Below are 12720 nucleotides of genomic sequence, written 5' to 3'. Positions count from 1 at the left end.
TGAATATGCGGCGTATGGTTCTGGCATGGCTGCTGTCCTGCATTTTACCCTCGGCGGACGCCAGCATGGTTATTGACGGCACACGGATTATTTTTCCCGGCGACAAAAAAGAGATCGCCGTCCGGGCCACCAATATGGGGGAGACCCCCTCTCTGACGCAGGTCTGGGTCGACGATGGCCGCGTGCAAAATCAACCGGAAAAAGATTCGGCGCCGTTTATTGTGCTGCCGCCGATTGTGCGTATCGAGCCGGGAAAGGGCCAAAGCTGGCGCCTGGTGTTCAACGGCAGCCGTCTGCCGCAGGATCGGGAGTCGCTGTTCTGGTTTAATCTGCTGGACATCCCGCCTGAGCCGAAAAACGGCACGGCAATCAATTACCTCCAGCTCGCGATACGGTCGCGTATCAAGCTGTTTTACCGTCCGGCAGGCGTGGCGGCGGAAAAAATGGCGCCGGAGAATGCCCTGCGCTGGGCGCTGGCTCCCACGGGCAATGGGCTGCGGGTGAGCAATGCCTCATCGCGCTATATCACCATCGACAGCATCACCCTTAACGGACAAAAACAGTCCGCTGGCATGGTCGCCCCTTTTTCCTCGCTGGAGATCGCGCTTAAAGGGGTCGCGCTGCGTACGCTGCCGGAGAAATTCAGCTTCACCACCATCAATGATTACGGCGCGGTAGTGAATCATAATTATCCTCAGTAAGGACATTATTATGAAACTCAGGGAGATCAAGTTTGGGTTGATGCTGCTCCTTCCCTGGCAGGAGGCATGGGCGGCAGAGGCGTTTAGTTTTAACCGCGCCCATTTGCACGGCGCCGCGCAGGTTGATCTCCAGAAATATCAATACGGTAATCCGCTGCACGCCGGACAGTATCGCAGCACGCTCTCGGTGAATGGCCGGGACCTGGCGGAAGAAACGTTTGTTATCCAGGAACACGATGGCCAGCTTGAGCCCTGCATCTCGCCCTCGCTGTTCGACGCCCTGCAGCTGAAGGACGCCCAGTGGCCGGCGGCGGCCACCTGCCTGCGCTTTTCGCAGATCAATAAGGCGATCGGCTGGGAGTATGACAGCGGGGAAAACGTCCTGCGGGTGAATATGCCCCAGGCGCTACTGCAACCCCATTATCGGGGGGCGGTGAACCTGAAGAAGGTGGATAGCGGCGTGCCCGCCGCAGTGCTGCGCTATCAGGCCAACAGCTATCAGAGCATCGTCGACGGGGATAGCAGCAGCCATCATTATCTCGGGCTGGATGCCAGCCTGCGCGCCTTTGGCTGGCGTTTACATCACCAGTCCAGCTACCAGGCGCAGGAGGGGAATACACACTGGGATAGCATTGCCACCTGGGCTGAGAGAAGTGTAGTGAACTGGGCGTCCACGTTACGGCTGGGTCAGGGATGGACCGACGGAACCTTCTTTGACAGCGTCAGTTTTATCGGCGGCAGGCTGGCTACCGATGTGCGCATGCTGCCGGGCTCCCGCCGCGGCTTTGCGCCGTCGGTTAGCGGCGTGGCGCGCACCAATGCCCGCGTGACGGTCACCCAGAACGGCGCCCTGTTGTACGAGGCCACGGTTCCGCCGGGCAAATTCACCTTTGACGATCTCTATCCCACCAACGCCGGCGGCGATTTACAGGTAACGATCCATGAGGCGGACGGCAGTCAGGAGACCTTTACCGTGCCGTACGCCGCGCTGCCTGGCCTGGTGCGGGCAGGCGCGGTCTACTATGACCTGTCGCTGGGCTATCTGGATGAGGACGGGATCGCCGGGCGGCCGGGATTTGGCGAAGCCACGGTGCAGTACGGCTTCAATGACTATGTCAGCGGCTATTCCGGCGCCAACGCGACGACGGATTATTACTCGACGCTGGTCGGCAGCGCCTTCAATACCTACTGGGGGGCGCTGGCGGTCGATCTTTCCCGTTCTGCGGCGAAGGGCAGGGAACGCGGCTGGCAGGAGGGGTATCGCTGGCGGGTATCCGCATCAAAATCCTTCGCGTCCGATACGCGGATGCTGGTCTCGATGAGCCACAGCAACGACGGCAACTATCGTTCCATTCGCGACGCCGTCCGGGAGCACGACCGTCACCCCAACGACTGGCGGGAGATGACCCGCTACAGCGCGACGTTGTCTCAGCAGGCCGGCAGCGGCAGCCTGTCGTTTAACGGAATCTGGAGTGAGGATGTCCGCCACCACCGCTGGCGCTCCTATCAGCTGGGGTACGCCAACCGCTATGGTCAGCTCAATTACTACCTGTACGCCCAGCAGAGTCAGGATATTCATCACCGCAATAATCAGGTGGTGGGCGTCTCCTTTTCGCTGCCGTTCGGGCTGGCGGGCAGCCTGACTACCCGCTTTAACCATGATAAGAACTATGGCAGCCAGCTGCAGTCCAGCTATACCGGCAGCGCTGGCGAGAAAAATGCCTTTAGCTATGGCCTGACCGCCAGCTACGACATGCCGCGGGAGAACCCGCACGAGGCCAGCGTTGGGGGCAACGGTAGCCTGCGTACGGATTATGCGTACCTGAATGCCAGCGCCAGCGCCGGTCGCCACCAGCAGCAGTACTCGCTGGGGGCATCGGGCGCCCTGGTGGCGCATCAGGGCGGAATGACCGCCACCCCCGAACTGGGGGAAACCTTCGCCATTGTGGAAGCGCCCGGCGCGGCGGGCGCTCGGGTGGCAAACCGCCTCGGACAGCCAATAAACCGCCAGGGTTTTACGATCATCCCTTACCTCGATCCCTTTACCGATAACTGGCTGGATCTCGATCCGCAGGGTCTGAACGACCATGTGGAGATTGTCTCCAGCAGCACGACGGTGGTGCCCGATTCGGGCGCGGCGGTGAAGGTCAAATTTGTCACGCGTACCGGCTATCCCTGGTTTGCCCATGTCACGCTGCCGGATGGCGCGGCGCCCCCGCTGGGCGCGGAGGTGTTTGACGACAGCGGTCGGGCGGTTGGCGCCGTCGGTCAGGGTGGGCTGCTGTATGCCCGGGTGCCGCAGGCCGACGGCAGCGTCTCGGTAGTATGGGGCGAACGCAGCGGGCAACGCTGCCGGTTGGCCTATGCCATCCGCGGCGACGCGGCGCAACAGGTTAGCCGCGGTACGCCGCATCAGGTCTGCCGGCCGGGAATAAAGGAGAAGTAATATGAAAAAAATCATCGCATCAGGGGTACCGCTTCTGCTGGCCGGCGGATACTGCGCCTCGCTGTCGGCAGCGTGCCAGATGGTCAGTGGCAAAACTATCGAGTATTCAGTGAACGTCAGCCAGGCCAGTATCAACCTTGACGTCAGCAATCGCCCCATCGGCTCCCTGCTATACAGCTACGGAGGGATGATTATCACTAATAACGAACGCTGGGAGATCGCCTGCAGCGGCAGCGAGCCCGGCGGGTTTCAGAGCATCGGCGGCTCACGGGTCGGCCCGGCGGGAGACGGCAAGCCCGGGGATATCTACAGCATCGACCGCCTGCCGGGCATTGGCTACAGCTTCCAGATGGGGGAACAGGATGGCATTAATTTCGATCCCCTGTTCACGGCCTGGCCCTCAGCGCCGGTATTTTCCGGCCAGCGCGCATTTCAGGCGGAAAATAAAAAACCGACCATCTATTTCTGGCGGATTGCCGATAACGGCGGTCTACCGCCGCCGGGCGAGTATTGCCTTAACGATTACCTTGGCGATATTTATCTTGGCGGAGTACAGGCGATGCGCTTTAGCGTCAGTGGGCTCTGTATTCAGGTCAAATCACCCACCTGCAAGATTACTGACGACAGTAAAAACATTAACGTCTTCCTCGGGCGGCATAACAAAACCGCGTTTACCGGGCTCAACAGCGCCACCGCCCCGGTTCCTTTTAACATCAACCTGACGAACTGTGAAAATGTCGGCAGCGTGTTTATGCAGTTTAACGCGACGGTGGACAGCGCTGTCGCCGCCAACGAGGTGATTAAAATCGATGACCAACCTGAAGGCGCATCCGGACTTGGCGTGCAAATCCTCAGCGCCGGCGGCGCGCTGGTGCCGCTAAACCAGGTGAGCCAGGTCTGGTCCGGGAATAAAGGCAGTCAGACGAACTATCGTTTATCCTATCAGGCCCGCTATATCCAGACGCAGCCCGCAGTGACTGCGGGCGAGGCGAACGCCAGCGCGACCTTCGTGGTGACTTATAACTGATCGGCCTGACGGCGTGGCGTCGTCAGGCATGCGCCAGTAAAGGAAACATCAACTTCCTGTCTTTAAACAGGTTTTCCTTCTGGTCATAGACGAAGAGGATATCTTCTCCCTCTATTTTCTCATACTCGCCGAGCCGGTCTTCATTAGGGGTAAAACCGAGGATGGCCTGGTAAACATGGTCATCGGCCAGTTCGTTGACCAGCGTCGACAGGCTCTTACCCTCCTCGCAGAAGAGGTCAAAGCAGATCAGCACCGGACCGTTTTGCATGGCGATGACCACTGCCTCATTTTTTGCCGAGTAATAAACAAAATGCTTCATAAAGGCTGAGCAGTAAAACATCAGCAGGCCAAAGTTATGCTCCACCCGCAGCGGTGAGAACGGGTTGGATTTTTCATAGTAATGGCGGAGCAGGGCGACATCGTCAGCGCTGTCCATATCCAGTTTACGAAAATCACCGGCTCGCGGGGAAACCGGCATAATATATTGATGCTCTTCGCTGCGGGTGAAGCCAAATTTGGGGTAAAAATCCACCGTGGTGGGATTGGCGAATAAAAAGAAGGCGTCCGCCTCCTGCTGCCAGTCCTGCAGGATGTGATGGATAAGCTGGCCGGCTAATCCCTTATTACGGTGGTCCGGTTCGGTCATCACGGTGCCAATCTGAATATAACGCCGGGGCTCGCCCTGCCAGCGCAGGTCGATGATATTGGCCGAGGCGTTAGCGATAACTTTATTGCGTTCGACAAAGGCGTAGGGGATATAGGCGTCGGTCCAGTAACCTTGCTGATACCACTCTTCAAAAGACAGATCAAAAGTCTTAACGGCAAGGTCAATGAAGCTTTTTCTTAATGGGCTATTTTCTCTGACTTGCTTCACTAATTGATAATTCATTGTCATAGTTCCTTCTCACTATGGCTTCTGAAAGCGGCGACGTCGGCAAAGGCACTTGCGTCGAATGAGCGCTGTAAACGTAGCATATCTGGGAAAAGGATCCGCAATGTCGATGCTTAACCTTTGCCCCAGTCACAAATAACCGCATGCTGGCCATATCAGACCGGGCTGAACGGCCTGTTTGCGTTTGCTATCGCCATAATAGAGCGTGAGTAAACGAGGCACTGGTCGAGAGGCTGAGGCAAATGTACTGGCGATTTTATCGACAATCGGCCGCGCCGTAGAGGTTAGGTTTATTTATTTATGCATTAAACAGGAAATTTTACGCGATCTGCCTAATAATAGAGTAGCCGTCATCGCAAGGGCTGAAATTACTCAAGGAGCGACGTATAATAACGCCCTTTGTGTCTGAGTATTACCGCACGAATTGGAAAAATATAACATGCAGGATCCGCTACTTTATTTCGCGGTTTTTGCTCAGCTATTATTGAGTGAATTAACAGGATTACTATGTCAAATTTACCCAAATTTTCCCGCGCGCTTTTGCACCCGCGTTACTGGCTGTTGTGGCTGGGAATTGGCTTTTTGTGGCTGCTGGTGCAATTACCGTATCCGGTGATCTACCGTCTGGGAACGGCGCTTGGGCGGCTGGCAATGCGGGTGATGAAAAGCCGCGCGCGGATTGCCAGACGTAATCTCGAACTCTGCTTTCCCGAGATGAGCGCCGCCGACCGCGAGGCGCTGCTGGTGAAAAACTTTGAATCGCTGGGCATGGGGCTGATGGAGACCGGCATGGCCTGGTTCTGGCCGACGCACCGGGTGGCGCGCTGGACCGAGACCAGCGGCGTTAACGAGGTGGTGGAGCTTCTGGAACAAAAGCAGGGCATCTTACTGATCGGTATTCATTTTCTGACCCTCGAAATGGGGGCGCGAATGTATGGCATGTTTACCCCGGGCATTGGCGTCTACCGGCCCAATGATAACCCGCTGATTGACTGGCTGCAGACCTGGGGACGCTTGCGTTCGAACAAGACCATGCTGGATCGAAAAAATCTGAAAGGGATGGTCAGGGCGCTGAAAGAGGGGGAGATCCTCTGGTACGCGCCAGATCACGATTACGGCCCGGCCAGCAGCGTTTTTGCCCCGCTGTTTGCCGTCGAGCAGGCGGCGACCACCACCGGCACCTGGATGCTGGCGAAAATGTCCGGGGCGACGATTGTGCCGTTTGTTCCGCGGCGCAAGCCCAACGGCATGGGGTATGAATTGATCTCTCTGACGCCAGAGCGCACGCCGCCGCTGGCGAGCGCCGAGGTCACGGCGGCCTGGATGAATCAGATTATCGAACAGTGCATCCTGATGGCGCCCGAGCAATATATGTGGCTGCACCGGCGTTTTAAGACTCGCCCGGAAGGGGTACCGCCGCGTTACTGAACGCTTCGGCCGAAAAATAAGCGCATCGGTAGCACGCTCAGTAAATCGCCGTCTATACTGAAAGAGCCTGACTGAAGGCTAATTCCAAGGAGATTGCAGGATGAAAAAAGTGATAGTCGCGTTAGCCCTTTCCGCCGTTGCATTTGGCGCGTCCGCCGCACAGTTGATCACCAAAGAAGAAGTGAAACACTTCAAACTGACCAAGGTCGGACCGATCTCGGTAGGGCCGTCCGGTGGCGAGTTCTCTTCACCTTCCGATCTGCACGATCAGCTCTCTAAGCTGGCCGATGAGAAAGGCGGAAAATATTACGTGATTACCGCCGCGCGCGAGCATGGTCCAAACTTCGAAGCCACAGCGGAAGTGTATAAATAACCTTTTTAAAAGCGTGCCGTAGCGGCGCGCGACGCATTGAGCCTGGAGCGCGTTAAGCCTCCGGGCTCATTTTTTTTCTGCCATCGGAATTGCCTTAGGCAATTGCGGCAGCGGAAATGCGTTTTTATCGCTATATATAAATTTCATGATCACGATGTTAATGAATTATTGCTTTTTATTGTTGATAAAAAGCCAATTCTGACCTAATGCCTGAGGGAGTGACCCCTGGCAAAAATAGGTAGGACAAATGTGTTATCATCGCGCCTTTCCCTTTTTGTCTGGGGCTTTCTTGTATGCTACAACCTGTTGTTCGCGTCGGTGAATGGCTGGTAACCCCCTCTGTAAACCAAATCAGCAGGAAGGGGCGCCAGCTTACCCTTGAACCGCGTTTAATCGATCTTCTGGTCTTTTTTGCCCGCCATCCGGGGGAAGTGCTTAGCCGGGACGAGCTTATCGAAAACGTCTGGACCCGGAACGTTGTGACCAGCCACGTCGTCACGCAGAGTATTTCCGAACTGCGCAAGTCGCTCAAAGACGGCGACGACGTTAGCCTTGAGTACATCGCGACGGTACCCAAACGGGGGTATAAGCTCACGGTGCCGGTGATCTGGTGCACCGAGGAGGGGGAGGAACTCGCCCCGCAGATGGAGGCGCTGACGCCTTCGTCGTCGACCGCTATTCCCGTGCCACCGGCTGCCGGTGGGCCGCCAGAAGCCCCCGACTCCTCCGCCGATCTTACCGCGCCGGTGACAGCGCCGGCGGCGGCTCCCGCTGTCGCCAGCGCGCCATCGGCCCGCAAACGCCTCACCACCGCCCTGGTGTGGGGGCTGTTCCTGTTGGCGCTGGGCACCTGTGTGGCGCTGGTGGCGCTGTCGAGCATGGAGTCGCGGCCGCCGGTCAACAAGGCGCGCCTGCTGCTCAATCCGCGCGATATCGATATCCACCTGGTCAATGGTAACTCCTGCGCCAACTGGTCGTCGCAGCACTCTTACGCGGTCGGCCTGGCCAGCCTGATCACCACCTCGCTGAACACCTTCTCGACCTTTATGGTGCATGACAAAACGGACTACAACATCAATGAGCCGAGCAGCTCCGGGAAAACGCTGACCATTGAGTTCGTCAATCAGCGCCACTATCGGGCGCAGCAGTGCTTTATGTCGGTCCAGCTGGTGGATAACGCTGACAGCTCGACGATGCTGGATAAACGCTACTTTGTGACCAACGACAACCAGCTGACCATTCAGAACGATCTGATGAACAGCCTGTCGGATGCCCTGACGCAACCGTGGCCGGCGCGGATGCAGGCGATGCTCAGGCAATATCAGCCCTCGCAGAGCGTGGCGTTAACCTATTTCTACCAGTCGCATCAGCTGTTAATGAAGGGCGATGTCGATTCATTAAGTAAAGCCAGTAGCCTGCTGGATGATGTGATTAAGCGGGCGCCGGATTTTATTTACGCCTATGCCGAAAAAACGCTGGTGGATGTATTACGCCATTCGCAGCAGCCGCTGGACGATAAACAGCTAGCTGCCCTCTACAGTGAGGTTGAGCGGGTAGGGGAGATGCCGGGTATTAAAGACATGGCGATTTATTATCAAATAAAAGCGGTAGATTCGTTGGGTAAGGGTAAAGTCGACGAAGCGAATACCGCGATTAACAGTGCGATTGATTTAGAGATGTCGTGGCTGAATTATGTGCTGTTAGGCAAAGTCTATGAGATGAAAGGAGAGAACCGACTGGCTGCCGATTCTTACATCACCGCGTTTAATTTACGGCCCGGCGGGGATACCCTGTACTGGATTGAAAACGGTGTTTTCCAGACATCAGTTAATCGGGTGGTACCGTATCTCGACAATTTCCTCTCTTCAGAATAAGTAAACCCTCATCATGCGCAAGGTTTTGGGCATGATGAGGTTAAATTTATGTTTCTCATGAAGCCTCTGGTTGTTATTTGTATTTAGCATTCAGGAGGCTTTGAATAACACTTCAGTAACACTCACGTCCCACTCTAACTCCATGTAACTAAACGATGTTTATCTTTTTCTGACACCCTGTTGTCATGTTTATATGTTAAGCGAAAAAGGTCAAAATATCATTTGTCTGATGTTTGTTGTTATTTCACTTTATCTTTAGGACTTATCTCGTACAAATCAGTAATCTTGTTGGCAGTTGGTCGGGTCAATTAATGGTTCTGTATCATGATCTGTACCTCCCAAATAAACTTAGGAGAAAAACAACCATGAGTTCTGCCAAGAAGATCGGGCTATTTGCCTGTACCGGTGTCGTCGCCGGTAATATGATGGGGAGCGGTATTGCATTATTACCTGCGAACCTGGCCAGCATCGGTGGTATTGCCATTTGGGGCTGGGTAATTTCAATTATTGGTGCGATGTCTCTGGCTTATGTTTATGCCCGGCTGGCCACTAAGAACCCGCAACAGGGTGGTCCAATTGCCTACGCCGGGGAAATATCTCCCGCATTCGGTTTCCAGACCGGTGTGCTTTATTATCATGCAAACTGGATTGGTAACCTGGCCATCGGGATTACCGCAGTTTCTTATCTCTCTACGTTCTTCCCAATTTTAAATAACCCGGTGCCAGCAGGTATTGCCTGTATTGCCATCGTGTGGATCTTTACTTTCGTTAATATGCTCGGCGGGACCTGGGTCAGCCGTCTGACCACTATTGGTCTGGTACTGGTGCTTATTCCAGTGGTCATGACCGCGGTTGTCGGCTGGCACTGGTTTGATGTCGCCACCTATCAGGCGAACTGGAACACCTCCAGCACCACCGATAGCCACGCGGTCATTAAAAGTATCCTGCTCTGCCTGTGGGCCTTCGTTGGCGTCGAATCCGCCGCCGTGAGTACCGGGATGGTAAAAAACCCGAAACGTACCGTCCCGCTGGCTACCATGCTGGGTACTGCGATGGCCGGTATCGTCTATATCGCCGCGACTCAGGTTATCGCCGGTATGTATCCTGCTTCTCAGATGGCCGCGTCCGGTGCGCCGTTCGCGATTAGCGCCTCTACCATTCTCGGCGGCTGGGCTGCTCCGATGGTTTCCGCTTTCACTGCCTTCGCTTGCCTGACGTCTCTGGGCTCGTGGATGATGCTGGTTGGCCAGGCCGGTGTACGTGCCGCCAACGACGGTAACTTCCCGAAAGTGTATGGCGAAGTCGATAGCAACGGTATCCCGAAAAAAGGCCTGCTGCTGGCGGCGGTGAAAATGACCGCGCTGATGGTGCTGATCACCCTGATGAACTCCGCCGGTGGTAAAGCTTCTGACCTGTTCGGCGAACTGACCGGTATCGCGGTACTGCTGACCATGCTGCCTTACTTCTACTCCTGTGTTGACCTGATTCGTTTCGAAGGCATCAACATTCGTAACTTCGTTAGCCTGATTTGTTCGGTACTGGGTTGCGTGTTCTGCTTCATCGCGCTGATGGGCGCAAGCTCCTTCGAACTGGCCGGCACCTTTATCGTTAGCCTGATTATCCTGATGTTCTACGGTCGCAAAATGCACCAGCGCCAGAACAACGCAACGGATAACAACAGCCCCGCTAACGCGCACTAATCAGTAACCCTTTTTCCTGAGGCTCCTTCCATCACCTGTCACATCGAGACGGGAGGGGCTTTCTACATCTGGAGATTTGACTATGAACGTTATTGCAATCATGAATCACATGGGTGTTTACTTCAAAGAAGAACCCATCCGTGAACTGCATCGTGCTCTCGAACGCCTGGACTTCCGTATTGTCTACCCGAACGACCGTGACGACTTATTAAAACTTATCGAAAACAACTCTCGTCTGTGCGGCGTGATCTTCGACTGGGATAAATACAATCTCGAACTGTGCGAAGAAATCAGCAAAATGAACGAGTACATGCCGCTGTACGCGTTCGCTAACACCTACTCGACTCTGGACGTTAGCCTGAACGATCTGCGCATGCAGGTTCGCTTCTTCGAATATGCGCTGGGCGCTGCGGAAGATATCGCGAACAAAATCAAACAGAACACTGATGAATACATCGATACCATTCTGCCGCCGCTGACCAAAGCGCTGTTCAAATATGTACGTGAAGGTAAATACACCTTCTGCACCCCAGGCCACATGGGCGGTACCGCGTTCCAGAAAAGCCCGGTAGGCAGCATCTTCTATGATTTCTTTGGCCCGAATACCATGAAATCCGATATCTCCATTTCGGTTTCTGAACTGGGTTCCCTGCTGGACCACAGCGGCCCGCACAAAGAAGCGGAAGAGTATATCGCTCGTGTGTTTAACGCAGAACGCAGCTACATGGTGACCAACGGTACCTCTACTGCTAACAAAATCGTCGGCATGTACTCCGCGCCGGCCGGCAGCACCGTGCTGATTGACCGTAACTGCCACAAATCGCTGACTCACCTGATGATGATGAGCGACATTACGCCGATCTACTTCCGTCCGACCCGTAACGCCTACGGTATCCTCGGCGGTATCCCGCAGAGCGAATTCCAGCACGCGACTATCGCCAAGCGTGTGAAAGAGACGCCGAACGCGACCTGGCCGGTACACGCGGTGATCACCAACTCAACCTATGATGGCCTGCTGTATAACACCGACTTCATCAAGAAAACCCTGGATGTGAAATCCATCCACTTTGACTCCGCATGGGTGCCTTACACCAACTTCTCGCCGATCTATGAAGGCAAATGCGGGATGAGCGGCGGCCGCGTCGAAGGGAAAGTGATCTACGAAACCCAGTCCACGCACAAACTGCTGGCGGCATTCTCCCAGGCGTCGATGATCCACGTGAAAGGCGACGTAAACGAAGAGACCTTCAACGAAGCCTACATGATGCACACCACCACTTCCCCGCACTACGGGATCGTGGCGTCCACCGAAACCGCGGCGGCGATGATGAAGGGTAACGCCGGTAAGCGTCTGATCGACGGCTCTATTGAACGTTCCATCAAGTTCCGTAAAGAGATCAAACGTCTGAAAGGCGAGTCTGACGGCTGGTTCTTCGACGTTTGGCAGCCGGAGCATATCGATGGCGCTGAATGCTGGCCGCTGCGTTCCGACAGTGCATGGCACGGTTTCAAAAACATCGATAACGAGCACATGTACCTCGACCCGATCAAAGTCACGCTGCTGACGCCGGGGATGAAGAAAGACGGCACCATGGATGACTTCGGTATTCCGGCGAGCATCGTGGCGAAATATCTCGACGAACACGGCATCGTGGTTGAGAAAACCGGTCCGTACAACCTGCTGTTCCTGTTCAGCATCGGTATCGACAAAACCAAAGCGCTGAGCCTGCTGCGTGCGCTGACCGACTTCAAACGCGCGTTCGACCTGAACCTGCGGGTGAAAAACATGCTGCCGTCGCTGTACCGTGAAGATCCTGAATTCTATGAAAACATGCGTATTCAGGACCTGGCGCAGAACATTCACAAACTGATTGAGCATCACAACCTGCCGGACCTGATGTTCCGCGCGTTTGAAGTGCTGCCATCGATGGTGATGACCCCGTATGCCGCGTTCCAGAAAGAGCTGCACGGTCAGACTGAAGAGGTTTATCTCGAAGAGATGGTCGGCCGCGTCAACGCCAACATGATCCTGCCGTATCCTCCGGGAGTGCCGCTGGTGATGCCGGGTGAAATGATCACCGAAGAAAGCCGCCCGGTGCTGGAGTTCCTGCAGATGCTGTGCGAAATCGGCGCCCACTACCCGGGCTTCGAAACCGATATCCACGGCGCCTATCGTCAGGCGGATGGTCGTTACACCGTTAAAGTGCTGAAAGAAGAAAACAACAAGTAATAGACGCACACCAGGGAAGTGGCTTGCCACTTCCCTTTTTTCACGCTGC

General features: G+C 55.3%; 9 protein-coding genes. 8 read left to right on the top strand and 1 reads right to left on the bottom strand.

Features of this window, described 5'->3' with window-relative positions; genetic code table 11:
- Positions 1 to 5: 5 nt before the first annotated feature.
- Genes DTA24_RS21600 through DTA24_RS21590 form a run of 3 tightly spaced genes read left to right on the top strand, consistent with a single transcriptional unit; the run spans position 6 to position 4174 of the window.
- Positions 6 to 701 (top strand): molecular chaperone, encoded by a 696-nt coding sequence (locus DTA24_RS21600; protein WP_008805478.1) that lies wholly within the window; start codon positions 6 to 8, stop codon positions 699 to 701.
- Between the two features lie 10 nt (positions 702 to 711).
- A complete protein-coding gene (locus DTA24_RS21595) occupies positions 712 to 3147 on the top strand; it encodes a fimbria/pilus outer membrane usher protein (RefSeq protein WP_046882280.1) in 2436 nt (811 codons plus the stop codon).
- Between the two features lies 1 nt (position 3148).
- On the top strand, positions 3149 to 4174 hold the full coding sequence (locus tag DTA24_RS21590) for a fimbrial protein (RefSeq protein WP_086512394.1): 1026 nt from the start codon (positions 3149 to 3151) through the stop codon (positions 4172 to 4174).
- A 22-nt stretch (positions 4175 to 4196) separates the two neighbouring features.
- On the opposite strand, the gene DTA24_RS21585 is transcribed toward DTA24_RS21590, so the two are convergent.
- Positions 4197 to 5063, bottom strand: coding sequence for a GNAT family N-acetyltransferase (locus DTA24_RS21585; protein ID WP_012542565.1), 867 nt, complete (start codon positions 5061 to 5063; stop codon positions 4197 to 4199).
- A gap of 510 nt (positions 5064 to 5573) precedes the next feature.
- On the opposite strand from DTA24_RS21585, the gene DTA24_RS21580 reads away from it, so the two are divergent.
- The 5 genes from DTA24_RS21580 to cadA all read left to right on the top strand — a co-directional run bounded on the left by DTA24_RS21580 (position 5574) and on the right by cadA (position 12671).
- Positions 5574 to 6494, top strand: coding sequence for a Kdo(2)-lipid IV(A) acyltransferase (locus tag DTA24_RS21580; protein WP_008805482.1), 921 nt, complete (start codon positions 5574 to 5576; stop codon positions 6492 to 6494).
- 100 nt (positions 6495 to 6594) lie between these two features.
- Complete coding sequence (locus tag DTA24_RS21575) at positions 6595 to 6867, top strand: DUF1471 domain-containing protein (RefSeq protein WP_002892402.1); 273 nt, start codon at positions 6595 to 6597, stop codon at positions 6865 to 6867.
- A 293-nt stretch (positions 6868 to 7160) separates the two neighbouring features.
- Entirely contained in the window at positions 7161 to 8741 is a 1581-nt protein-coding gene (gene cadC, locus DTA24_RS21570) for a lysine decarboxylation/transport transcriptional activator CadC (protein ID WP_022064709.1), read from the top strand.
- A gap of 365 nt (positions 8742 to 9106) precedes the next feature.
- Positions 9107 to 10441: a cadaverine/lysine antiporter gene (gene cadB / locus DTA24_RS21565; protein ID WP_008805484.1), complete on the top strand. Its 1335-nt coding sequence runs from the start codon at positions 9107 to 9109 to the stop codon at positions 10439 to 10441.
- Between the two features lie 82 nt (positions 10442 to 10523).
- On the top strand, positions 10524 to 12671 hold the full coding sequence (gene cadA / locus DTA24_RS21560; protein ID WP_022064710.1) for a lysine decarboxylase CadA: 2148 nt from the start codon (positions 10524 to 10526) through the stop codon (positions 12669 to 12671).
- The last annotated feature ends 49 nt before the right edge of the window (positions 12672 to 12720 follow it).

It is taken from the genome of Klebsiella sp. P1CD1, assembly GCF_003790505.1.
Classification (GTDB): Bacteria; Pseudomonadota; Gammaproteobacteria; order Enterobacterales; family Enterobacteriaceae; genus Klebsiella; species Klebsiella variicola.
This window is presented reverse-complemented; position numbering and strand designations above follow the sequence as displayed.